The following is a 24,807-nucleotide window of genomic DNA, read 5'->3' on the forward strand; positions in this document are numbered from 1 at the left end:
TGCGGGATACCAACTACTTCACCCCACCCGCGTTGTTGTCGTTACTGTTTCTTTCTTCCCTTTCCAGTAACCAGCGATTTTGCAATGTATATTCGCAAGCCGCGCATTTCAGGAGCGGTTTTAGTGGAGGCGAGATCCATGACTTACGGAGACTTAGGCGCGAAGGCTTTCCTGAGCGTCTTAGTCGTAGTTAGTCATTAGCTTGCCGGAACGTTGCGACGCGCGGCGGTGAATATACATTGTGAAATCGCGTCCGGGATAACGACTAACCAATTAAATAGCAATTGCATAAACTTGCATAATTACACTTGACTTCCTAATATTTTGGTAGTAAAATTACTTCAGTTCGTTAAACAACTAAATTAAAAAAGGATTAAATTCCTTGAAGGGAAGAAGTAGAAACAGAAGCACCTTGTCTACAGAGAGCTGTGTCGGTGGAAAGCAGCGTCAGGTCTGTTTTGAAGATCATCCCCGAGAAGGGAAGCCGAACGCTTCATAAGTATCCGTTTTTTCAAACAGGAACCAGATACGAAGTGAAGAACTGCATCAAGTAGGTTTCCACGGTTGTTCCCCGTTATCGGAATCGCGTATGTCGGTACGTTGTCTTTTCGTACTTGTTTCAAAGGGGAAACAGGGTGGTTGCGGTCTAATATGGTCCGTCCCTAGTTCAGGGGCGGATTTTTTTTGTGTAACAGGAAATTTCGTTGGAACTTCCTGTTACACAAAAGCCCTGCCGGGCAGGATCGTACTGCGGCTGCATAACAGATAGTTCCATTTTACGAAAGACGAAAACCTGACAAGTAAATTAAGAGGAGGAGAGATCATGAAAGTCTTCAAAAAAATCATGAATGCAGTAGCAGCAGTAGAAAATTGTATTCTGGTAGTGTCTACCCTGCTGATACTGGTTCTGACCGTGGGAAATGTTTTTTCCCGAAAAGTGATCCATCGTTCCTGGTCCTTTACCGAGGAACTTGTGGTCGCAGTCTTTGTACTGATTACCTTAATGGCTGCAGCACTTGCATGCCGCGAAGGAGAACTGGTTAACCTGTCACTAGTTACAGACCGTCTCCCTGAGAAACTGAAAAAACCATCTGTTATCCTTACCACTGTTCTGTGCATTATTTTTACCGCAATCTTATTCTGGTTCGGTATGGAAAAAGTAATCACACAGCTGGAAAACGGAAAACGTACCTTCGTTCTGAACTGGCCGGAGTGGATATTCTGGTCCTTCGTGCCAATCGGATCCGGATGTATGATCTTACATTTTATTGAATACTGTCTTGACTATTGTACAGGCAATCTGAAAAAGGAGGATAAATAAATGATAAGTGCAGTTCTTTTTATTTCATTTTTTGTTTTCCTGATCATGGGAGTTCCCATTGCAATCTGTCTGGGACTGTCCTCCGTTTGTGCAATCCTGTACTCCGGAACCTCCCTTACCATCGTTGCAACCAATATGTATGCCGGAATCAGTAAATTTCTCCTTCTGGCTATCCCATTTTTCGTACTTTCCGGAAATATCATGGCAAAAGCCGGAATTTCCAAAAGACTTGTCAGATTCGTAGATACCTGCGTGGGACATAAAAGAGGTGGCATCGCCATTGTATGCGTTATTGTAGCCTGCTTCTTCGGCGCAATTTCCGGATCCGGACCTGCAACTGTAGCAGCACTTGGAGCAGTTCTGATTCCGGCAATGGTAGAGCGGGGAGCTTCAGCGCACCGTTTTCCACAGCCCTGATGGCAACATCAAGCTCCATCGCCATTGTCATCCCGCCAAGTATTGCATTTGTTGTATATGCTTCTATCACAGGCGTATCTATTGCAGATATGTTCATGGCAGGAATCGTACCTGGAATTCTGATGGGCGTTGCCTTGTGATCGTGGTTATGGTGGAAGCCAGAAAAAAAGGCATTCAGCCAGCCCAGAAGAAAGCGACTGCAAAAGAGCGCTGGGATGCATTTAAGGATGCTTTCTGGGGATTCTTAATGCCGGTTATTATTCTGGGTGGTATTTATGGCGGTATTTTTACTCCTACTGAGGCAGCGGCTGTATCTGTTGTATACGGTCTGTTTGTAGGTATGGTGATTTATCGTGAGGTTAAATTAAAAGACCTGTTTGACATTTGCGTGGATTCTGCGAAAACAACTGGTGGAATCATGCTGATCGTAGCAAGTGCTTCCCTGTTTTCCTATGTATGTACCAAATTCGGTATCGCAGACGCAGCTTCAGCGCTTCTTGGAAGCATTGCACATAACCAGTTTACCTTCCTTCTGATCGTAAACATTATTTTCCTGATTGCAGGCTGCTTCATCGATGCAAACTCTGCTATGTACATTTTTATTCCGGTTATGCTTCCGGTATGCAAAGCACTTGGCTATGATGTGGTTGCATTTGGTGTGATGGCAACTGTAAACCTTGCAATTGGACAGGTAACTCCGCCGGTTGGTGTCAACCTGTTTGTGGCAATCGGAATCAAGATCAAAAAAGGCATGGAGGTTACCCTTCAGGAAATTTCAAAAGCAGTTATGCCCATGCTGGCAGCCTGTGTGGCCGTGCTTCTTGTGGTTACCTATATTCCGGTAACTTCAACGGCTCTTCCGAGAGCACTTGCTAAAAATGGTGCATATTCCGGAGATTCTTCCTCTGGTGACGGCGGCTCATCTGCAGCTTCTGCAGCCGGAGACGGGGATTATTCCTTCAATGAGATCGCAGACTACAGTGATCTTGACTGGGAGGAAACCACCTGGAATTTTGCATGCTCTACAACTGAGACTTCTACCTGGGCGGACGCGGCCGCAAGTTTGGCGAGCTGATGGAAAAGGCCACAGGAGGAAAAGTAAAAGTAAACATATATGCAGCAGACCAGCTGACAAACGGAAACCAGTCCGAGGGAATCCAGGCACTGATGAACGGAGACCCGGTACAGATTTCCATGCATTCCAACCTGATCTATTCTGCATTTGACCCAAGATTTAACGTAGTTCCCTGCCGTTTATTTATGACTCTGTAGAAGATGCAGATGCTAAGTTTGACGGTGAGGCTGGTGAGAAATTAAAAGAAATTCTTGGTGAGTACGGACTCCATTGCATGGGTATTGCAGAGAACGGTTTCCGTGAACTGACCAACAGTGTCCGCGAAGTAAAATCTGTGGATGATATGAAAAACCTGAAAATCCGTGTTGCCGGTTCCAACCTTCTTATGGAATGCTATAAGAGATGGGGCGCAGATGCAACCAACCTGAACTGGTCTGAGACTTACACAGCCCTTCAGCAGAACACAGTTGAGGGTCAGGAGAACCCGCTTCCTGCAATTGACGCAGCCAGTGTACAGGAGGTTCAGCCATACTGCTCCATGTGGGATGCCATCTATGACTGCCTGTTCTTCTGTATCAACCAGGAGATTTATGATGGTCTTACACCGGAACAGCAGGCTGTTGTAGACGAGGCAGGACAGAAAGCCGTAGAGTACGAACGTTACATCAACCGCTCCGGTGATGAAGAGATCATGAACCGCTGGAAAGACAAAAACGGCGTTACCTTCACTGCAAAAGAGGATATGGACATTGAGTCCTTTAAGGAAGCTGTTGACGGTGTAGATGAGTGGTTCATTGAGGAATTGAAATCCCAGGGATACGAGGATGCAGAAGAGCTGGTAGAGGCATTTACCGGAATTGGCGATTACAGTGACCTTGGCTGGGAGGAGACTACCTGGAATTTTGCATGCTCCACAACTGAGACTTCTACCTGGGCTGATGGCGGCCGCAAGTTCGGCGAGCTGATGGAAAAAGCTACAGGAGGAAAAGTAAAAGTAAACATATATGCAGCAGACCAGCTGACAAACGGAAACCAGTCCGAGGGAATCCAGGCACTGATGAACGGAGACCCGGTACAGATTTCCATGCATTCCAACCTGATTTATTCTGCATTTGATCCGAGATTTAACGTAGTCTCCCTGCCGTTTATTTATGATTCTGTGGAAGACGCAGATGCCAAGTTTGACGGTGAGGCAGGAGAGAAGATGAAGGAAATCCTCAGTGAGTATGGACTGCATTGCATGGGTATTGCGGAGAACGGCTTCCGTGAACTGACCAACAGTGTGCGTGAAGTAAAATCGGTGGACGATATGAAGAACCTGAAAGTCCGTGTTGCAGGCTCCAATCTTCTTATGGAATGCTATAAGAGATGGGGGGCAGATGCAACCAACCTGAACTGGTCCGAGACTTACACAGCCCTTCAGCAGAACACCGTAGAGGGAGAGGAGAATCCGCTTCCTGCAATCGACGCAGCCAGTGTACAGGAGGTTCAGCCATACTGCTCCATGTGGGATGCCATCTATGACTGTCTGTTCTTCTGTATCAATCAGGATATCTATGATGGCCTTACACCAGAGCAGCAGGCTGTTGTAGACAAGGCTGGAAGAATGGCTGTTGAGTATGAGCGTTACATCAACCGCTCCGGTGCCAATGAGATCATGAACCGCTGGGAAGAGAAAAATGGCGTTACCTTTACCGCAAAAGAGGATATGGATATTGATTCCTTTAAAGAGGCGGTAGAAGGCGTAGACCAGTGGTTTGTAGAAGAACTGAAAAACCAGGGATATGACGATGGTCAGGAACTGGTGGATGCATTTAAGTAAGACAGCATAAGCATGTATCAATTTGATACATGTGTCTCATAAATTGAACAGTGCCCTATAGAAAACACCTCCCGGAATGTGAGTAACCAACATATTCCGGGAGGTGTTTTTGGCCTGTCTTACAGTAATCCAGTGATCCTGAGAGAGCACCACACCAGCAGCAGGGCCATGATTCCATTCATCAGCTTATAATGACTGCTGTAAAATCTTTTCAGTACATTTCCCGCAAATGCCCAGATTAGATTTCCCAGGGCTCCAAGAAACATCAGATATACAGCGAAGCAAAACAGTATAGGAACCCTTGCCTCATAGGGCAGAATATAAGCGGAAAACATGGTCAGCCCATAGATGATGATCTTTACATTTATCAGCTGCAGGAAAAATCCCATCAGCCAGGTTGGCTTTTTGTCCTGGACATTGTCAGAGGGCGGAATCCTGCGCCAGGTCTGCCAGGCAAGATAGAGTACATAAGCTGCGCCTAGATATTTCATAACCGGCTGGATCCCTGGAATGATTTTCCCAAGAGTACTGCAGAACAGTCCGGAAAGACACATCAAAGTGAGAGATCCGCTCCAGATTCCGGTCATAAAGCGGATATTACCGGAAATGCCGTATTTGCTGGCTGTGGACAGCAAAAGAATATTATTGGGACCAGGCGACCAGACGGTAAGGATGGCAGACAGGGTCATTTCTATGAAGACAGATAAAGGCATGGGACTTCCTCCTTGGGTAAGTTTAAACATCTGAGCTACGAAAAGAAAGGCGCAACATACAAAACGCTATGTGTTCGTAAAACCTACACAAAATATGATTTTTAATAATAACACAAAAATATCGGATTGTATATAAGAGGATAACGATCGCAATCGAAATTCGGTTAAATGTTTGTTAAATTCGTGCAAAATGGGAATGATTATGTTATAATGCAGAAAATAATATGAATATAAAAAAATAGAATTTGCTTTTAACAGAAAAAATGCTTTAAGTTTGAAAATAATAGTACGTGAGGAGGACGTGTTTATGCTGAAAACCTGGATCCCGGAGGAGATTCCGGAAAAAGAGGAGTTGAAGAAACGGATTAAAGAAGCTGGCGAGAAGCTGTATCAGCAGCAGATGAAGCTGAAAGAACACAAGCTGCCTGTGCTGGTACTTTTTGAAGGCTGGGGTGCATCTGGCAAAGGTACCACAATCGGCAGAGTGATCAAATACATTGATCCCCGTTTCTTTAAAGTAGCAACCATGTCAAAGCCTACAGAGGCTGAACTGCGCAGACCATTTCTGTACCGGTATTTCAATCAGATTCCGGAAGCCGGCAAATTTACCTTTCTGGATTCTGGCTGGATGGAGCAGACCTGCAAAGACTGTCTGAATGGTCTGGAAGAAGAGGATTATGCAAAGCGGATCGACAGCATCAAACATTTCGAGCGACAGCTCACAGACAACGGTTATCTGGTTCTGAAATTTTTCATGCAGATTGACAAAAAAGAGCAGACCAGACGTATTGAGAAGCTTAACAAAGAGCAGGATACAAAATGGCGTGTGGATGCCTTTGACAAGTGGCAGAACGAACATTACAAACATTGCCAGAAGGTTTTCGACCGCTATCTGACAGATACGAATACTTCTATTGCACCATGGTATATTATTGATGCAAAAGACCGCAACTTCGTAGAACTTCAGGTTCTTGAAATAATGGTAAATAACATTGAGGTAGCCTTGCAGAACAGCACACACAGCGCACCGCTTCTCCCAAACATTTTTCCGCTTGAGAAAATGCCGAAGCTTTCGGAAATCGAACTGACAGACAAGGTGATCGAGGATGAAGAATACAAGAAAGAGCTGAAGCATCTCCAGAAGAAGCTGGGCGAACTGCATAACCGTCTGTACCGCAAGCGTGTGCCGGTGATCATTACTTATGAAGGCTGGGACGCAGCCGGAAAAGGAGGCAATATTAAGCGGATCACAGAAGCCCTTGATCCTCGTGGCTTTGAGGTCCATCCAATCGCCAGCCCGGAACCTCACGAAAAGGCGCGTCATTACCTCTGGCGCTTCTGGACCAGATTGCCCAAAGACGGTCACATTGCCATCTTCGACCGCACCTGGTACGGCCGCGTAATGGTAGAGCGTCTGGAAGGCTTCTGCAGCGAGAACGACTGGAAACGTGCTTACAACGAGATTAATGAATTCGAGAAGGAGCTGTCCGACTGGGGTGCCGTGATCATCAAATTCTGGGTCCAGATCGACAAAGACACCCAGCTGGCCCGCTTCACCGACCGCCAGAACAACCCTGAAAAACAGTGGAAGATCACCGACGAAGACTGGCGCAACCGCGAAAAATGGGATGCTTATGAAGGGGCCGTAGATGAAATGCTTGCCAAGACAAGCACCACCTATGCACCGTGGCATATCCTGGAATCTGTAGATAAGAAGTATGCGAGAATTAAAGCTCTTAAAATTGTAATAAAAGAATTGGAAAAGGCATTAGAGCGTACTTGAAAAATCATTCCCGCAATCTGCACGCCCCACTTTGCGGTATATTTTGCCCGAATTCGGTTGCCGTAGCCCGCTACGGCGCCCTCATCCGGACAAAATCTCCCACAAATTGTGACGCACATTTTGCAGAAGGCCTTTTTCAAACGCATTCTGGAATAGCAGCATAATAAGCAAAATCGCTGGTCAACAACCAGCGATTTTGCAATATATATTCATGCAGCAGACCATTTAAGGGGCGGATTTCGTGATGCCGGGATCCATGATTTCCGTCACGCTCTCAGATAATTCCGCATGGTTTTAGTGCATTCTTTTCCAACCGGCTGACCTGTGCCTGGGAAATCCCGATTTCCTGGGCTACCTCCATCTGGGTTTTGCCCTCGTAAAAACGCAGATCAATAATATGCCGTTCCCGCTTATTCAGCCGGTTTATAGCTTCCCGGAGGGACAGATTTTCCACCCAGGTCTCCTCCTTGTTTTTCTTATCGCTGATCTGGTCCATCACATAAAGCGTATCCCCGCCTTCCGTATAAACCGGTTCAAAAAGCGACACCGGATTCTGTATCGCATCCATAGCATATACGATCATCTCTTTATTTATCCCTATTTCGCTGGCAATTTCCGCAATGGTAGGCTCCCTCAGATTTGTTTTCATATAAGTTTCTTTTGCATAGATAGCACGATAAGCAATATCCCGCAGCGACCGGCTCACCCGGATACTGTTATTGTCACGAAGATACCTTCGTATCTCTCCAATGATCATAGGCACTGCATAAGTGGAAAATTTTACATTCAATGTAGTGTCAAAATTATCAATTGCTTTTATAAGTCCAATGCAGCCAATCTGAAAAAGATCGTCCATATTTTCGCTGCTGTTGGAAAAACGCTTGATCACGCTGAGAACCAGCCTCAGATTTCCTTTGATATAAAGTTCCCTGGCTTCTTCATCACCCTCCTTGATCCTGCGAAAAAGCTCTTCTTTTTCTTCTGCCTTCAGTACCGGAAGCTTCGATGTATTGACTCCGCAAATTTCAACTTTGTTAAGTGCCATTATTTGAATCCTCCTTTTGTGTATCGCGAAGCGTGCTGCTGAGAACGAAGTGAACAGTAACAATGATTCTCACGTGGGAGGATAAATATTCTTTTTTCGGGAAAATATAAAAATTATTGCCCCTTGACAATTGGGAAAATAGAATTAAGCCTTTTTACAGCAATACTTTTCATCAATTTCCACCAGGATAATGTCATCTCCGATCTGCCGGATACAATTCCATGGAATTATATATTCACTTCCGGCTCCCCAGAAACAAAAGCAGAAACTGCCAGGTCCGGGAACCACAAGGGCGGTAATACATCCGGTTTCACAGTTAAATTCCACATCCACCGGACAGCCAAGTGTACGGCAGGTACAGATATTGATCACTTCTTTTTGCTTTAATTCGCAAATACGCATGAAAAGCACCTGTTTTTTATGATATTATGCAAAAAGTCTGAAAATATGTATGGAGTTTATTGACATACTTTCTATGATTAAAGTATAATAAGAAATAGGTAATTCAGTCCGTTTTATGTTACTGAGCAAACAGAAAAGAGGAAAGTCTGCTGCCCGGATTGTATGGCAGAAGGGGAGACATGAGGAAGGGGAAATAAATACATGAGATGTCCATACTGTAATCAGGATAATACAAGAGTAGTAGATTCAAGACCAGTGGAAGAGACCAATTCCATAAGACGCAGAAGACTGTGCGATTCCTGTGGAAGAAGATTTACCACTTATGAGAATGTGGAGACAATCCCGTTAACCGTAATCAAGAAGAATCTGAACCGTGAGCAGTACGACCGCAATAAACTGATCAACGGTGTCCGCCGCGCCTGCTACAAACGTCCCATTGCCAGCGATAAGCTGGAAGCCATGATCGATGCCATAGAAGGCGACATCTTTAATGCCGAAGATAAAGAAATCTCCAGCACGAAAATCGGAGAAATCGTGATGAGCCATTTAAAAGATCTGGATTCGGTGGCGTATGTGCGATTCGCTTCTGTGTATCGGGAGTTTAAAGATGTCAGTACCTTTATGGATGAATTGAAGAAATTTTTAAATTAGAAAAATCCTCGCCAGAGAGCGGGGATTTTTTTCTGTATAAACAAGTATTAAATGGAATAAAAAAGACAGGCCGCAGCGGACCTGTCTTTTTGAAACTTCAGATGACAGAGAATCAGCAGATGCCCTGAGCTTTCATAGCATCTACAACTTTCTCAAATCCGGCGATGTTAGCACCGGCAACATAGTTGTCTTTCATACCATAACGCTTAGCAGCGTCATCAGCTTTGTGGAAGATGTCTACCATGATTCCATGAAGCTTCGCATCAACTTCCTCTGCTGTCCAGGAAAGTCTCATGGAGTTCTGGCTCATCTCAAGAGCAGAAGTAGCAACACCACCAGCGTTAGCTGCTTTACCAGGCATGAACAGAACACCGTTCTCCTGGAGATAAGTTGTAGCATCAAGAGTAGTAGGCATGTTCGCACCCTCAACTACATATTTGCAGCCGTTTGCAACAAGTGTCTTAGCACCATCAAGAGCAAGCTCGTTCTGGGTAGCACATGGAAGGTATACATCACATTTGATGTTCCAGATTCCGGTACCTTCTGTGTAAGAAGCACCCTCAACACGGTCTGCGTACTCTTTGATACGTCCACGTTTTACTTCTTTGATATCTTTCACAATGTCAAGCTTGATTCCTTCCGGATCATAAATATATCCGTTGGAGTCACACATAGCAACAACCTTGCCGCCAAGCTGCTGAGCTTTCTCTACAGCATAGATTGCAACGTTTCCGGATCCTGTTACGATGAATGTCTTTCCATCAATAGAATCGTTATGTGCTTTCATGATCTCATCAAGCATATAAACAACACCATATCCGGTAGCCTGTGTACGGATCAGAGATCCGCCGTAGGTAAGTCCTTTACCTGTGAGAACACCCTCGTATAATCCGCGGATTCTCTTGTACTGTCCGAATAAATAACCGATCTCACGTCCGCCTACACCGATATCACCAGCAGGAACATCGGTATCAGCTCCGATATATTTGGAGAGCTCTGTCATAAAGCTCTGGCAGAATGCCATAACTTCTCTGTCAGATTTGCCTTTCGGGTCAAAGTTGGAACCACCTTTACCACCACCGATTGGAAGTCCGGTAAGGGAGTTCTTAAATGTCTGCTCAAATCCAAGGAATTTTAAGATACCCTGGTTTACTGACGGATGGAAACGAAGACCACCCTTATAAGGTCCGATAGCGCTGTTAAACTGTACACGATATCCCTTGTTTACCTGAACAACGCCCTTGTCATCTACCCACGGAACGCGGAAGGAAATGATTCTTTCCGGCTCTACAAGACGCTCCAGAAGGGACATGCTGCGGTATTCTTCTTCATTTTTGTCAATTACGACCTTCAGGGAATCCAGAACTTCCTTTACTGCCTGGTGAAATTCAGGCTCACCTGGATTCTGTGCTACGACTCTTTCGTATACTTCTTCTGTGTAAGACATTGTAATTCCTCCTCATCCAGATAGGTGTAAAATTTTTTAACGACGCTATTATACACTAAAGTGCTAAAAATGAAAAGAGTTTTTTTCATATTTTCAAAAATTTCATTAAGGGTTGCGAAAATGAGCCAAATATGAGATGATAGATAGCAAGAAATACATTATGCCGGAGCAGGAAAAAGACAGATATTTTTCTCATACTAGATATGCCGGACATAAGTAGTAAGATGAGGAGTGAAATAAATGAAAACATTCGAGAAGTCCAGTAAACTGGATAACGTACTTTATGATGTGCGAGGACCGGTAGTGGATGAAGCGGCCAGAATGGAAGAGGATGGAATGGAGATTCTGAAGCTGAATATCGGCAATCCATATCCATTTGGATTTTCTGCACCGCAGGAAGTAATTCTGGACATGCTGAGCAATATTCGTACCTCGCAGGGATATTCCGATTCCAAGGGAATCTTTTCCGCAAGAAAGGCCATTATGCAGTATGCCCAGCTTCGAGGAATTCCCGGGGTTACCATGAGTGATATTTATACAGGTAATGGTGTCAGTGAGCTGATCAATCTCTGTATGCAGGCACTTCTGGATAACGGGGATGAGATTCTGATCCCTGCACCGGATTATCCTTTGTGGACAGCTACTGCGACTCTGGCAGGTGGAAATGTAGTTCATTATATTTGTGATGAGCAGTCTGAATGGTATCCGGACATTGATGATATTAAGAGTAAGATCACAGACAAGACCAAAGCGATTGTTATTATTAATCCGAATAACCCTACAGGAGCAGTTTATCCCAAGGAGATCCTGGAGCAGATCGTGCAGATCGCAAGAGAGCACGAGCTGATCATTTTTTCAGATGAGATATACGACCGTCTGATCATGGATGGCTATAAGCATACTTCTATTGCATCCCTTGCACCAGACGTATTCTGCGTTACTTTTTCCGGACTTTCCAAGTCCCATATGATCGCTGGTTTCCGTATTGGATGGATGATCTTAAGTGGTGCCAAGAATAAGGCGAAGGGGTATATTGAAGGTATTAACATGCTTTCCTCCATGCGTCTTTGCTCCAATGTTCCGGCCCAGTCCATTGTACAGACTGCACTTGGTGGATACCAGAGTGTAAATGAGTACATTCAGCCAGGCGGAAGAGTTTATGAGCAGAGAGATTTTATCTACAAGGCACTCAATGACATTCCGGGAATCACAGCCGTAAAGCCCAAGGCTGCGTTCTATATTTTCCGAAGATCGATACAGAAAAATTCAATATTCACAATGACGAGCAGTTTGCTCTTGATTTCTTACATGAGAAACAGGTGCTTCTGGTGCCGGGAAAGGGCTTTAACTGGAATTGTCCTGACCACTTCCGCGTAGTATATCTGCCGAATGTGCGTCAGCTGGAGAAGGCTATGGACAAGCTGAAGGATTTCTTGTCCACCTATAAACAGCGATAAGAAGATAATAAAACAATGGCAGTCACAGATTATCCATTTACAATGCCGGAGCAGAAGCATCCGCTTCTGACTCTGACAGCATTAAAAATTGAGGGAGGAACGGATTATCGGACGGATTAAAAAGAAAGGAGTTTATTTGAATGACAGAATTTAAGATGAAAGTAACACCGGAAATAGAGAACCTGACGGAGGTTTGCAAGGAGCATTCCAGCCTGGATCTGTCTCTTTATCAGAAATACGATGTAAAGCGAGGGCTTCGCGATATCAATGGTAAGGGCGTCCTGGCGGGTCTGACGCAGATTTCCAATGTATGCGCCACGAAGGTGGTTGACGGCAAGGAAGTGCCCTGTGCGGGCAGTCTTTCCTACAGGGGATATGACATCAAGGAGTTGACCAGGGGATTTATTGAAGATGACAGATACGGCTTCGAAGAAACTACCTATCTTTTACTGTTCGGCAAGCTTCCGAATGAGGAGGAACTGGAGGATTTCACCAAGCTTCTGGCGAACCAGCGCTCCCTTCCTACGAATTTCGTAAGGGACGTTATCATGAAAGCACCGTCCAAGGACATTATGAATGCCCTGTCCAGAAGTGTGCTTACACTTTATTGCTATGACAAGGAGCCGGATGATATTTCCCTTCCGAATGTACTGAGACAGTGCCTGAATCTGATCAGTGTATTTCCTCTTTTATCTGTTTATGGATATCAGGCTTACAATCACTATGTATGCGGCAAGAGCCTTTATATTCACAATCCGAAGAAAGAGCTTTCCACAGCGGAGAATATCCTCCGTATGCTTCGCCCGGATAAGAAATATTCCCATCTGGAGGCGAAGATCCTGGATCTTGCCCTGATCCTTCATATGGAGCACGGCGGTGGTAATAACTCTACATTTACTACACACGTTGTTTCCTCATCCGGAACAGACACCTATTCTGCAATCGCAGCAGCTCTCGGTTCTCTGAAAGGTCCGAAGCACGGTGGTGCCAATATTAAGGTTGTAAGTATGTTCCAGGATTTGAAGAAGAATGTGAAGGATATTTCTGACGAAGAGGAAGTAAGAGAGTATCTGAAGAAACTGCTTCACAAAGAAGCTTTTGATAAGAGAGGTCTTATTTATGGTATGGGACACGCGATCTATTCGGTATCGGATCCTCGTGCCCAGGTACTGAAAGGCTTTGTTGAGACTCTGGCCAGAGAAAAAGGCCGTATGAAAGAATACAATCTCTACGCGATGGTAGAGCAAATGGCTCCGGAGGTTATCGCCGAGGAGCGCCATATTTACAAGGGTGTCAGCGCAAACGTGGATTTTTACAGCGGTTTTGTTTACAGCATGCTGGATCTGCCTCTTGAGCTGTATACACCGATTTTTGCAGTGGCACGTATTGTGGGCTGGAGCGCCCACCGAATGGAAGAACTGATCAATACAGACAAGATCATCCGTCCGGCTTACAAGAACGTTCTGGCTCCGGCTGTATACGTACCGCTTAAGGAGCGTGAATAAGAATGACAGTGAAGCATCAGTCTTCCCTGGTCCTGGAGGGCGGGGGAAGCAGGGGAGTATTTACAGCAGGGGTTCTGGATTATCTTATGGAAAAAGAGGTGAAATTCCCATATGTGGTGGGTGTTTCCGCTGGTTCCTGCAATGCTCTTGATTATGTATCCTGGCAGCCTGGAAGGACCAGGGACTGCATGATCATAGAGGATAAGGCAAACAGCTATATTGCTACTAAGGAAGCTCTTAAGAAGCATGAGCTTTTTGACATGGATATGCTGTTTGACAAATATCCAAATGAATTGTTTCCGTTTGATTTTGATACTTTTTTTCAGTCAGATACGGAGTGTGAGCTGGTAGTGACTAACTGCCAGACTGGTGATGCGGAATATATGACTGAGAAGCATGACAGAAAGCGTCTGATGGATATTGGAAGGGCTTCTTCCAGTATTCCTGTTGTAAGCCCCATGGTAGAGATTGACGGTGTTCCTTATCTGGATGGCGGCATTGCAGATTCGATTCCCTTGATCCATGCCATGGAGAAGGGATATCGGAAGAACGTGGTGATCCTTACCCGAAATATGGGTTACCGCAAGAAGAAACCGGGAAAGAGCACTCCGCTTTATGTGGCTGCATTTCGGCATTACCCGGAATTTTTGAACACTTTATATAATCGTTACCGCAGCTACAACCGGACTTTGGAGCTTCTGGAAAAATGGGAGAGGGAAGGACATATTTTTGTCATCCGCCCGGAAATTCCCACTGTGGGGCGTGCGGAGGCGAACAAAGAGAAGCTGATGGCGTTTTATCAGCATGGTTATGATGTGATGAAAGACCATTATGAGGAACTGCAGGCGTACCTAAGCAGGTGACGGGATCTTGACAGAACCTCTTGGGAAACAGGCGCGAAATCATGTGAATACATGATTTCTGTGCATTGCAAAGCGTGTTGCCGGAGTCTGTTTGAAAAATCATCCCCGCAATCTGCATTACCATAGAAAATAAAAGAATTAAAGGATGTAACAGAATGTTTGAACGCTTTTTTCCAGATGAATATCTGGATTCAGCATATGTAGTCAACTATGAAAAACTATACCAGGAGGGATACAGGGGGATTTTGTTTGATATTGACAATACCCTGGTTCCTCATGGGGCACCGGCAGATCCGGAAGCTGTCCGGCTTTTTCAGAAGCTTCGTGACATTGGCTTTTCCTGCTGTCTGGTGTCAAACAACAGGAAAAAAAGGGTAGAACCCTTTGCCGCTTCAGTAGGCGCTCAGTTCATTGAAATGGCTGCCAAGCCGTCCAGAAAAGGCTATGAAAGGGCCATGGAGAGACTTGGAACGAACACAGGGAATACGGTCTTTATCGGAGACCAGCTTTTTACCGATATATGGGGGGCTAAGAATGCTGGCCTTCGTAATATTCTGGTAAAGCCGATCAATCCCAAGGAAGAGATCCAGATCGTGCTGAAGCGCTATCTGGAGAAAATTGTATTACATTTTTATACCAAGGAGGAGAAGAATTCATGAACCATATTGTGGTGATCGGATTTATGGGTTCTGGCAAGACAAGAGTGGGGAAACGTCTGTCCAGTGACCTGGGACTGACATTTGTGGATGTGGACAAGGTGATCGTTAAGAAGATGAACATGTCCGTAAAGGAGATTTTACAGAAATTTGGAGAGCCATATTACCGTGCTCTGGAAACTATGACTGTGAAAGCTCTGATTGAAGATAAAGAAAGAAAAGTGATTTCTCTTGGCGCAGGTCTTCCGGTTCAGGAGCAGAATGAGCAGTATATTAAGCAGCTGGGTACAGTTGTTTACCTGAAGGGGTCTGCTGAGACTCTCCGCAAGAGGCTTGAGGGAAATAGCAATCCTCTTCTGGAAGGCGAAAATCAGGAGGAAAAGATCAAAAAGCTTCTGAAACAGCGTGATCCGATTTATCATAAATTTGCAGATATTGAAGTTGTGACAGGAGTGAAGCCTTTTGAGGAGCTGATCAAGGAAATTGAAGGACAGCTTCCGTAAATACAAAAGTATTTTGCCATAATATATGGGAAAAACAGGAAAATTTGGCTGCATATGAAAAAAAGTAGTTGAAAAAATGGTACATATATAATAAAATATTTCTAGTCATAAGCACTATAAGGAGGAAAAATTAATTATGATTTCAGCAGGTGATTTCAGAAACGGTGTCACAGTAGAAATTGATGGCAACGTTTGTCAGATCGTAGAATTCCAGCACGTTAAACCGGGTAAGGGAGCTGCTTTCGTTAGAACCAAATACAAAAATATTATTACAGGATCCGTGTTAGAGAAATCTTTCCGTCCTACAGAGAAATTCCCTACAGCACGTATCGAGCGTGTTGATATGCAGTATCTCTACAGCGATGGCGGATTATATTACTTCATGAACGTAGAGACATTTGACCAGGTTGGTCTTACAGAAGAGCAGGTTGGCGATTCTCTTAAATTTGTAAAAGAGAATGAGATGGTTAAGATCTGTTCTCACAATGGCAATGTATTCGCTATTGAGCCTCCGTTATTCGTTGAGCTTGTAGTTACAGAGACAGAGCCAGGATTCGCTGGTAATACAGCTCAGGGTGCTACCAAACCGGCTATCGTTGAGACAGGAGCACAGGTAATGGTTCCGCTGTTCGTTAACCAGGGCGACAAGCTGAAAATTGACACCAGAACAGGCGAGTACCTGTCACGAGTATAAATAAATAACTGCGGAGCAGTTATTTATTTATGAGCAAGTAGCGGAAGCGGATTGCGAATATCCGTTCTAAATCGCATAAGCTGTTTATTTATGTGCCATCGGCGTATGCCGGTGGCATATTTTGTTTAATTGCAGACACATTTTTTAAAATTATTGTATACCAAAAATAAGGAGGAGCACAAATGAAATATACAACACTTGGAAAAACCGGTCTTAAGATTTCCCGTATGGGATTTGGCGGAATCCCCATCCAGAGAATTGACGCGGAAGGTACTAAGAAATTAATGAAGCAGCTGGCAGAAGAGGGTGTGAATTATATCGATACAGCCAGAGGCTATACGGTCAGCGAGGAGTATCTTGGTTATGCCCTTGAAGGAATTCGTGACAAATTTGTAATTGCCACCAAGAGTATGGCAAGAACCAGAGAGACCATGGCAGCAGACATTGAGAAGAGCCTTGGCAATCTTCGAACCAATCACATTGACCTGTATCAGGTACACAACCCAAGCATGGAACAGCTGGACACTGTTATAGGTGAGGGCGGTGCTCTGGAGGCTTTATTGGAGGCGAAAGCAGCCGGTAAAATTGGTCATATCGGTCTGACTGCACATTCTACAGCTGTTTTTGAACGCGCACTGAATCTGGACTGGGTGGAGACAATCATGTTTCCATATAATATCGTAGAAAACCAGGGCGACGAGCTGATCCGCAAATGTCAGGAGAAAAATGTGGGCTTTATTGCCATGAAGCCATTAGCAGGTGGTGCAATTGAGAATGGCACTCTTGCACTTCGTTATGTCTGTTCTAACCCGGCTGTTACTGTGGTAATCCCGGGAATGGCAGAAGTATCTGAACTGGAAGAGAACATTAAGGCATGCTCTGACACAGCACCTCTTACAGAGGCAGAGCTTGCAGAAATGGAACAGATCCGCCATCAGCTGGGCACCAATTTCTGCCGTCGCTGCAATTACTGTGCGCCATGTACGGTTGGAATCAGCATCCCAAGCGCATTCCTTTTCGCAGGATATCTGGAACGCTACAATCTGGCTGACTGGGCGAAAGACCGCTACGGCAGCATGGCAGTGAAAGCTTCTGCATGTGTGGGATGCGGCAAGTGCGAGACAAGATGCCCATATCATCTGCCAATCCGGGAAATGCTGAAGAAGGTTGCAGAAGAATTTGGAGAATAATAAAAACTGCCCTGTGCGACTCCAATGGTTTTTCAGATAATTTTGCAAAAAAAGAAAAAATGTATTGACTCTATAGTAACTATATAGTTTACTATAAAGAAGCCTTAAGAAAACCTTATAGCAACTACAAAGTTGCGGATAAGAAAAATAAGTGATACTGACCACGGAGTGAACAGTATCGAATACACGAAAACAGGATCTGATCAAGGAGGATTATGATGAAAAACTGGTGGTTATGGGATTAGCAATGGCAATGACAGCGGCTATGGTAAATGGTGTATGTACTCAGCCGGTACAGGCAGCTGATGGAGAAGGACTGAAGGTAGCACTTTTACTTTCCGGAGCAGCAAATGACCAGGGCTGGAATCAGACAGCATACGAAGGAACACAGAAAGCCTGTGAGAAATACGGATACGAGCTGGCTTACACAGAGAACCTGGAAGTTGCTGATATTTCCGCTGCTTTTGCTGACTATGCAAGTGCAGGTTATGATGTGGTAATCGGTCACGGATATGAGTTCGGTGATCCTGCACTGGAAGTTGCAGAGACCTACCCAGACACCAAATTCATCTGCACAGAGGCTGACGCTTCCGCTGACAACGTAGCTTCCTACGTTATGGCATGTGAGCAGACCGCTTATGTAGAAGGAATCATTGCTGCTTCTACTTCTGAGTCTGGTAAGCTTGGCGCCATTGGACCGATCCCTGGAGATTCCCTTGTAAAGATCATTAACGGATATGAAGACGGAGCAAAATCCGTAAATCCTGATATCGAAGTTCAGACAGCCTGGACAAACTCTTTTGTTGATACACAGCTTGCACAGGAAGCTGCAAAAGCTATGATCGACAATGGCGTAGACGTAATCAAGCATTGTGCAAATGCTTGCGGAAATGGTGCAATGACAGCAGCTGTTGAGGCTGGAATCTGGTGCCAGGGCGATTCTTACGATCAGAGCTCTTTAGCACCTGACAATATTCTTGATTCTGCAATTTACAATCTTGATGTTGTAATTGATACTGCCCTTGGCAGCGTTGCAGACGGAAGCTTTGAGGGAGATGTTTACAACCTTGGTATGGCAGATGGCGCAGTAGAAGTTCTCCTTTCCGACAATCTTTCCGATGATGTGAAAGCAACTGCACAGGATGCAATTGATAAGATCGTTTCCGGCGAGCTTGAAGTTGAGCGCGACTACACAATGAGACAGTAAGAAATCGGATTTGTAACCGCGGATTGAGATATCTGTTTTTATAAAAATGGCTCGCAATCTGAAATCCGGCAACTGATTGTTCAAAGACAAATGAAGCTGAAATGGAGGAAAGTTATCAATCAGTCAGTGGAGATAACCTTCCGAAGTTTCAGCTTTTTAAAACACTTTAATTATACGAGAAAAAGGAGAAAACCATGTCTCTTCTTCAAATGAAACATATCTGTAAATCATTTTCCGGCGTATATGCAAATGAGAATATCAACCTGACAGTAGAAAAAGGTGAGATCCATGCTCTCCTCGGTGAGAACGGAGCCGGAAAGACCACACTTGTTAATATTATATTTGGTCTTTACACTGCAGACAGCGGTGAAATTTTGTGGAAAGACAAGCCAGCGGATTTTGCCTCTCCAAGGGAAGCTATCGATGCAGGCATTGGAATGGTCCAGCAGCATTTTTCCCTGGTAAATAAAATGACAGTTCTGGATAACATTGTTCTGAATCTGAAGGACAACTCCTTTTTCCTGGACAGAGCTGCTGCAAAAAAGAAGCTGACTGATCTGGCAGAAAAATACGGACTCTACGTGAACCCGGATGCTGTGATCAGTGATCTGTCAGTGGGAGAACAGCAGCGCGTGGAAATCCTGAAAGCATTATACAGAAATGTAGAACTTCTGATTCTGGATGAGCCTACTGGCGTACTCACCCCTCAGGAAACCACACAGTTTTTCGATGTTCTCCGCAATCTGAAAAAAGAAGGCTATGGAATCATTATCATCACCCATCGTATGAGCGAGATTATGGCAATCAGTGACAAGGTTACCATTCTTCGGGATGGCAGACAGGTGGCAGATCTTGTGACTGCAGACACCAATCCGGAAGAGCTGTCTGCCTATATGATCGGACGAGAGCTGAATGATGACTATCATATAGAAGGTTCTCCCAAAAAAGATATTATGCTGGAATTGAAAAATGTGTCCAATCATCACAGAAAACACAGCCGTCATAAGCTTGAGAATATCAGCCTTACCATTCACAAAGGGGAAATCCTTGGAATTGCCGGTGTGGAAGGAAACGGACAAAAAGAGCTTGCAGAGGTGATCACCGGAATTCAGAAAACCGGTGAGGGCGAAATTCTTCTGGACGGACAGAATCTGGCAGGAATCAATATCCGCGGACGTTATGAAGCAGGTGTTTCCTATATTTCAGAGGACAGATTGTCAGACAGTCTGATCACCGGAATGAACATTTCAGAAAACCTTGTTCTCCGGGAATATGGGAAGCTTCCATTTGCAAACCATTCTATTATAAACAAAGCAGCTATCCGTAAAAATGCAGCAGAAAAAATGAAACAATATCAGGTGCGCGCATCCGGAAAGTCGGGGATTGATACGCTTGTAAAGCTTTTGTCAGGCGGAAACCAGCAGAAGCTGATCATAGCCAGAGAGCTGAACGATCATGCAAAAGTGATCGTGGCAAGCCAGCCTACCAGAGGTCTTGACATCGGTGCTACAGAATTTGTCCGTCAGCAGCTTATTGATCAGAGAAATGCAGGAAAAGGTGTTATGCTGATCTCTGCAGACCTGGAAGAAATTATGGCGTTAAGTGACAGGATCGCAGTGCTTTTTGGTGGAAAAATCGTGGGAATCCTGAATAGAGAAGAAGCTACTGTACAGAAAATCGGCCTTCTCATGGGCGGAATTTCAGAAGAGGAGGCAAGATAATGGAGAAGGAAAAAAGAACAAGAGGGATTACAGATGTACTTCTGATTCTTGTGATTACAATTCTGGCAGGTACGGTTTTGATCCTTGCATGCGGCGCAAGCCCGATGGAAGCATACGGTCTTTTCTTCCGTGGAATCTTTGGAACACCTGCAGGATTTGCAGAAATTTTTGTAAAAGCATGCCCGCTGATCCTTACAGGTCTTGGCTGCGCAGTAGCATATCGTACCGGCTTTTTCAACATTGGTGCAGAAGGACAGTTTTATGTAGGGGCAATGGCAACTACCATGGTAGCTCTGAACTGGACTGCTGTTCCGGGAATACCAAGAATTATCCTTTCCCTGGTAATCGGATTTCTGGCAGGTGGCGTGTGGGCGCTGATCGCAGCAGTGTGCAAAGCGAAATTCAATATTTCCGAAATTATTGTCACTATTATGCTGAATTATATTGCAATTAATTTTCTTGGCTATGCAGTCCGTTCCTTCCTGATGGACCCGGAAGGAAATGTTCCGCAGTCTGCGAAAATTGACAAAGCCGTACAGCTTGGAACCCTGATCCGGGCAACCCGTTTTCATGCAGGGATTCTGATCGCAATCATCTGTGTACTTGTAGTATGGTTTTTCCTGGAAAAAACAACTATGGGATACGAATTGAAGGCAGTTGGACTGAACAAACGTGGAAGCACCTGCAACGGTATTTCTGTTATGAAAAATATTGTGCTTTCCGCCTTTTTAAGCGGCGGACTTTCCGCAGTGGCAGGTGGAATCGAGGTTCTTGCCATTCAGAAAAAGCTTCTGGAGGGAATCTCCTCAAACTGTGGCTATACGGCTGTTTTGATCGCACTTGTGGCATTTAACAACCCTATTGGCGTATTCTTCGTGGCAGTGCTTTATGCAGCAATGCAGGTAGGTGCAAGCTCCATGCAAAGACAGCTTGGAGTACCGTCTGCAATCGTTAATATTTTGATCGGTCTGGTTGTTGTTTTGATTCTGGGAAGAGAACTGTTTCATTTCAAAAAGAAACAGGCAAAAGTTGGAAAAGGAGGAAATGCGTAATGCTTCAGCAGATTTTCAGTTTAAGCTTTATGACGGCTTTTCTGGCCGCAGCAGTTCGTCTGGCAGTGCCGCTTATGTATGGCGGAATTGGTGAGACCATTGCGGAAAAATCCGGTATTCTGAATATCGGAATGGAAGGTGTTATGCTCAGCGGTGCATTCTTTTCCTTTGCAGGTGCCTGGTATTCCGGCAATCTGTTTGTGGGACTTCTGTGCGGTATGGCAGGAGGACTTATAGTCAGTCTGCTTCATGGACTTCTTTCCATTACGCTGATCCAGAACCAGTCTGTTTCTGGTCTTGCCATCAACATGCTTATGCTTGGCGTCACCAGCTTTTTATTTAAATTAATGTCAAATGGACAGGGCTATCAGCAGATCGAGACTTTCCCAAACATTGCCATTCCAGGCTTGTCAAAGATTCCGTTGATCGGAGATGCATTTTTTAACTGCGATTTCCTGACTTATATCCTTTATGTTCTCCTGATCCTTACCTGGGTTTTTTACAAAAAAACCAATCTGGGGCTGTCCTTTATGGCAGTGGGAGAACACCCACGTGCAGCAGAATCCGCAGGCATCCAGGTGAAAAAATACCGCTGGATCGTGATGGTATTTAACGGAATCCTTGGAGGAATCGGCGGTGCATATCTGGTACTGGTACAGCTTGGCGTTTTTACAGAAAATATGATTTCTGGCCGTGGCTATATTGCTCTTGCAACTGTTATTCTTGGACGATACACACCTTTTGGAATGTTTGGAGCAGCTCTTTTGTTCGGAGCTGCCAATGCCCTGCAGATTCGTCTCCAGACCATCGGCGTATCCATTTCTCCGTTCCTTCTGGCAATTTTGCCATATGCGCTGACCCTTATTGCAATGCTTGGTGCTGCTGGAAAGAACAGTGAACCAGAAGCTCTTGCTAAGCCTTATGTAAAAGGCTCAAGATAGGAGTATCTATGGCAAATAAAGAGTATCTGAACGTAAATGAGCTGGCGACCTTATTCGGATTGAACGTGCAGACCCTGCATTATTATGACAAAATCGGAATTCTGAAGCCCAGCTACAGAGACCCGAAAAACGGATATCGGAAATATCGTTTTGATCAGACTTATAAGCTTGCATCCATCCGCTATATGCGAAAACTGGGTTATTCCATTGAGGCAGTCCGGGATTTTCAGGACACAAAAAGTCCTGATGAGGCGCTTAAAAGACTGAAGGAGCGTTCCGCAGCCATTCATGCCCAGTGGGAAGAGATGATGCGGATCGACCATGCGATTTTGCGAAAAATACAGTTTATTGAAGATTCGAAAGCAGGAATTGATTACGAAAATATCCAGGTGGTGAAATATCCAGAGCGAAAATATATTCCCATCGGAGCAGAAGAGGAGCTTTATGCAGGCGAATCCTTCTACTTTTATCCAACCATTGTATTTTATGGGGAAAATAGCAAGGAATTTGGAGCGCTTCTTACAGATGCCGTTCCAAAGGAAAATGCGGAGATACGCACGATTCCTGCAGGAACCTATGTTGTGGGGTATCACAAAGGGGCATATGAAGAGATTCAGGACAGCTTTAAAAGGATAAAGGAATGGGGACGGAATCTGAATCTGGAGGATACCATTCTGGCGCTGAATATCATCGACCAGTTTGTGGAACAGGATAATGATAATTATTCTACCAGGATCGAGGTCAGGATTGCAGATACAAAATAGAGGAAAAGCGATGCGAGAAAGAGAAAAAATGCAATGATTAAGAATGTGAGGGACAAAAAATGGCAGTAAAGATTTACCACGGAGATATTTTGTTTACACCGTCAGCAGACAGGTTAGAGATTCACGAAAACAGTTATATAATTGTAGAAGATGGAGTGGTTTCACAGATCTGTGAAAAGATTCCGGAGCAGTATCAGGGCGCAGAGGTTGTAGATTACGGCGATAAGCTGATCATTCCGGCTTTTTCCGATCTTCATGTACACGGAGCACAGTATGTACAGCGTGGAATTGGTATGGACTGTCTGCTTTCCGACTGGCTGAATCATTATACATTTCCGCAGGAATCCCGTTTCCAGAATATGGAATATGCGAAAAACTGCTACGATGCATTTGTAGATGATATGCTCCGTCATGGTACTTTCCATGCCAATGTTTTTGCAACCATTCACCGTGAGGCCACAAACTATCTCTTTGATAAAATGGAAGAGAAAGGCATGTATGGTTATGTGGGAAAGGTGAACATGGACTGCAATTCTCCGGAATTTCTCACCGAGACCACAGAGGATTCCCTGAAGGAAACAGAGAAGTATCTGGCAGAACATGAGGGCAGCAAAAAGGTGAAAACCATTCTGGCTCCCCGTTTTGCCCCGACCTGCAGCAAGCCGCTGATCGATGGTCTTGGCAAGCTGGCAGCAAAATATCATTGTGGTGTGCACACTCATCTGGTAGAGTCTCTGTGGGAGGCACAGGAAGCTCTGAATCTGTTTCCGGGCTATGGTTCTGACGCAGAAATTTATGAGCGCGCAGGCCTGATGGATCACGGTCCGTCTATTTTCGCCCATGTTATTTTCCCAACTGAGGAAGATAAGCGGATTCTGAAAAAACATGGAAGCTTTTCTGTTCACTGCCCGGATGCCACTGTGAATATTATTGCAGGAATTATGCCGCTGCAGCATATGGAGCTGAGGGACTGAAAATTGCCATGGGAACCGACATTGCCGGTGGCCACGGAATCGGCATCTACCGTCAGGTTGCAAGAGCCGTACAGTTATCCAAGCTGAAAGAATTCTACGAGCCACAGGAGAGTAAGACCATTACTATTACACAGGCATTCTATCATGCAACCAAAGAGTCTGGAAGTGTATTCGGTAAGGTTGGTTCTTTCGAAAAAGGGTATGCGTTTAATGCTCTTGTGATTGATAATATGGAAGATCCATGGACAAAAATGACGGCAGAGGAGAAACTGGAGCGTTTCTGCTACATCGGAGATGACCGGAATATTAAGGCAAGATATATTGATGGGGAGCTGTTGGAGCAGGAATTTTAGAAATTTACTATTTAGTGTGTTGAAAGTTGTTCAAGGCGGACGCACTCGGACAATGGTGATTGCTCACTCGCCGGCGCAACGCTCCAGCGAACTAACTGCTAACTGCGACTAAATCGTTCAGGAGAGCCTTCACGATTAAGTCTCCGTAAGCAGTGGATTTCGCCTACGCTAAAACCGCGCCTGAAATGGCTCGCTAGAGCAATCACCATTGCCCGAATGCTGTGTACTGGCTGGGACTTATTTGTACATAG

General features: G+C 44.8%; 20 protein-coding genes and 6 pseudogenes. 21 read left to right on the plus strand and 5 right to left on the minus strand.

Annotated features, from left to right (window positions below):
- The first annotated feature begins 823 nt into the window (after positions 1–823).
- The 5 genes and pseudogenes from DW904_RS20150 to dctP all read left to right on the plus strand — a co-directional run bounded on the left by DW904_RS20150 (position 824) and on the right by dctP (position 4,635).
- A complete protein-coding gene (locus tag DW904_RS20150) occupies positions 824–1,321 on the plus strand; it encodes a TRAP transporter small permease (RefSeq protein WP_118583920.1) in 498 nt (165 codons plus the stop codon).
- The gene (locus DW904_RS24690; RefSeq protein ID WP_279254409.1) at positions 1,322–1,738 is read left to right on the plus strand and encodes a TRAP transporter large permease subunit; all 417 of its coding nucleotides are present in this window, start codon (positions 1,322–1,324) and stop codon (positions 1,736–1,738) included.
- A pseudogene (locus tag DW904_RS24290) lies at positions 1,738–2,813 on the plus strand (TRAP transporter large permease). The gene DW904_RS24690 and the pseudogene DW904_RS24290 overlap by 1 nt, the downstream one beginning before the upstream one ends.
- Positions 2,813–3,534: pseudogene (locus tag DW904_RS24295) on the plus strand (DctP family TRAP transporter solute-binding subunit); the annotation flags it as partial. The pseudogenes DW904_RS24290 and DW904_RS24295, both read left to right, overlap by 1 nt.
- Positions 3,535–3,777: 243 nt before the next feature.
- Positions 3,778–4,635 carry a TRAP transporter substrate-binding protein DctP gene (gene dctP, locus DW904_RS24300; RefSeq protein WP_243110505.1) on the plus strand — a complete coding sequence of 286 codons (858 nt, stop codon included), beginning with the start codon at positions 3,778–3,780 and terminating at the stop codon, positions 4,633–4,635.
- 119 nt (positions 4,636–4,754) lie between these two features.
- Here dctP and DW904_RS20160 read toward each other — a convergent pair whose 3' ends face one another.
- Complete coding sequence (locus DW904_RS20160) at positions 4,755–5,348, minus strand: LysE family transporter (protein WP_173717099.1); 594 nt, start codon at positions 5,346–5,348, stop codon at positions 4,755–4,757.
- A 307-nt stretch (positions 5,349–5,655) separates the two neighbouring features.
- Here DW904_RS20160 and pap point away from each other — a divergent pair, with 307 nt between their 5' ends.
- Positions 5,656–7,131 carry a polyphosphate:AMP phosphotransferase gene (gene pap, locus DW904_RS20165; RefSeq protein ID WP_118583924.1) on the plus strand — a complete coding sequence of 492 codons (1,476 nt, stop codon included), beginning with the start codon at positions 5,656–5,658 and terminating at the stop codon, positions 7,129–7,131.
- 29 nt (positions 7,132–7,160) lie between these two features.
- Here pap and DW904_RS26040 read toward each other — a convergent pair.
- Positions 7,161–7,211, minus strand: a pseudogene (locus DW904_RS26040) (DUF6783 domain-containing protein); the annotation flags it as partial.
- Here DW904_RS26040 and DW904_RS26045 point away from each other — a divergent pair.
- Positions 7,188–7,295: pseudogene (locus DW904_RS26045) on the plus strand (DUF6783 domain-containing protein); the annotation flags it as partial. The pseudogenes DW904_RS26040 and DW904_RS26045 overlap by 24 nt on opposite strands.
- 110 nt (positions 7,296–7,405) lie before the next feature.
- Here the strand turns inward: DW904_RS26045 and sigG are convergent.
- Entirely contained in the window at positions 7,406–8,176 is a 771-nt protein-coding gene (gene sigG / locus DW904_RS20175; protein ID WP_347562219.1) for an RNA polymerase sporulation sigma factor SigG, read from the minus strand.
- A gap of 144 nt (positions 8,177–8,320) precedes the next feature.
- Positions 8,321–8,578 carry a YlmC/YmxH family sporulation protein gene (locus DW904_RS20180; protein WP_118583926.1) on the minus strand — a complete coding sequence of 86 codons (258 nt, stop codon included), beginning with the start codon at positions 8,576–8,578 and terminating at the stop codon, positions 8,321–8,323.
- Positions 8,579–8,779: 201 nt separating this feature from the next.
- On the opposite strand from DW904_RS20180, the gene nrdR reads away from it, so the two are divergent.
- Positions 8,780–9,229 (plus strand): transcriptional regulator NrdR, encoded by a 450-nt coding sequence (nrdR, locus tag DW904_RS20185; protein ID WP_118583928.1) that lies wholly within the window; start codon positions 8,780–8,782, stop codon positions 9,227–9,229.
- Positions 9,230–9,341: 112 nt separating this feature from the next.
- On the opposite strand, the gene gdhA is transcribed toward nrdR, so the two are convergent.
- Positions 9,342–10,676 (minus strand): NADP-specific glutamate dehydrogenase, encoded by a 1,335-nt coding sequence (gene gdhA, locus DW904_RS20190; protein ID WP_118583930.1) that lies wholly within the window; start codon positions 10,674–10,676, stop codon positions 9,342–9,344.
- A gap of 240 nt (positions 10,677–10,916) precedes the next feature.
- On the opposite strand from gdhA, the pseudogene DW904_RS20195 reads away from it, so the two are divergent.
- From DW904_RS20195 to DW904_RS20255, 13 genes and pseudogenes are all read left to right on the plus strand, one after another.
- Positions 10,917–12,133 (plus strand): annotated as a pseudogene (locus DW904_RS20195) (aminotransferase class I/II-fold pyridoxal phosphate-dependent enzyme).
- A gap of 140 nt (positions 12,134–12,273) precedes the next feature.
- Complete coding sequence (locus DW904_RS20200; RefSeq protein ID WP_118583932.1) at positions 12,274–13,638, plus strand: citrate/2-methylcitrate synthase; 1,365 nt, start codon at positions 12,274–12,276, stop codon at positions 13,636–13,638.
- A gap of 2 nt (positions 13,639–13,640) precedes the next feature.
- On the plus strand, positions 13,641–14,501 hold the full coding sequence (locus DW904_RS20205; protein ID WP_118583934.1) for a patatin family protein: 861 nt from the start codon (positions 13,641–13,643) through the stop codon (positions 14,499–14,501).
- A 155-nt stretch (positions 14,502–14,656) separates the two neighbouring features.
- Positions 14,657–15,160 (plus strand): YqeG family HAD IIIA-type phosphatase, encoded by a 504-nt coding sequence (locus tag DW904_RS20210; RefSeq protein WP_118583936.1) that lies wholly within the window; start codon positions 14,657–14,659, stop codon positions 15,158–15,160.
- A complete protein-coding gene (locus DW904_RS20215; protein WP_118583938.1) occupies positions 15,157–15,660 on the plus strand; it encodes a shikimate kinase in 504 nt (167 codons plus the stop codon). Before DW904_RS20210 ends, DW904_RS20215 begins: the two co-directional genes overlap by 4 nt.
- A gap of 136 nt (positions 15,661–15,796) precedes the next feature.
- Entirely contained in the window at positions 15,797–16,354 is a 558-nt protein-coding gene (gene efp / locus DW904_RS20220) for an elongation factor P (RefSeq protein WP_118583940.1), read from the plus strand.
- A 182-nt stretch (positions 16,355–16,536) separates the two neighbouring features.
- A complete protein-coding gene (locus DW904_RS20225; protein ID WP_118583942.1) occupies positions 16,537–17,544 on the plus strand; it encodes an aldo/keto reductase in 1,008 nt (335 codons plus the stop codon).
- 235 nt (positions 17,545–17,779) lie between these two features.
- Positions 17,780–18,751: a BMP family protein gene (locus DW904_RS20230; protein ID WP_118583944.1), complete on the plus strand. Its 972-nt coding sequence runs from the start codon at positions 17,780–17,782 to the stop codon at positions 18,749–18,751.
- Positions 18,752–18,945: 194 nt separating this feature from the next.
- Positions 18,946–20,472: an ABC transporter ATP-binding protein gene (locus DW904_RS20235; protein WP_118583946.1), complete on the plus strand. Its 1,527-nt coding sequence runs from the start codon at positions 18,946–18,948 to the stop codon at positions 20,470–20,472.
- Positions 20,472–21,524: an ABC transporter permease gene (locus DW904_RS20240; protein WP_118583948.1), complete on the plus strand. Its 1,053-nt coding sequence runs from the start codon at positions 20,472–20,474 to the stop codon at positions 21,522–21,524. The genes DW904_RS20235 and DW904_RS20240 overlap by 1 nt, the downstream gene beginning before the upstream one ends.
- Positions 21,524–22,465: an ABC transporter permease gene (locus tag DW904_RS20245; protein ID WP_118583950.1), complete on the plus strand. Its 942-nt coding sequence runs from the start codon at positions 21,524–21,526 to the stop codon at positions 22,463–22,465. The genes DW904_RS20240 and DW904_RS20245 overlap by 1 nt, the downstream gene beginning before the upstream one ends.
- Before the next feature lie 8 nt (positions 22,466–22,473).
- Positions 22,474–23,229 (plus strand): MerR family transcriptional regulator, encoded by a 756-nt coding sequence (locus DW904_RS20250; RefSeq protein ID WP_118583952.1) that lies wholly within the window; start codon positions 22,474–22,476, stop codon positions 23,227–23,229.
- A gap of 59 nt (positions 23,230–23,288) precedes the next feature.
- A pseudogene (locus DW904_RS20255) lies at positions 23,289–24,556 on the plus strand (amidohydrolase family protein).
- Positions 24,557–24,807: the final 251 nt, after the last annotated feature.

Origin of the sequence: Ruminococcus sp. AM42-11 (assembly GCF_003480145.1) — a bacterium.
GTDB lineage: Bacteria > Bacillota > Clostridia > Lachnospirales > Lachnospiraceae > Blautia_A > Blautia_A faecis.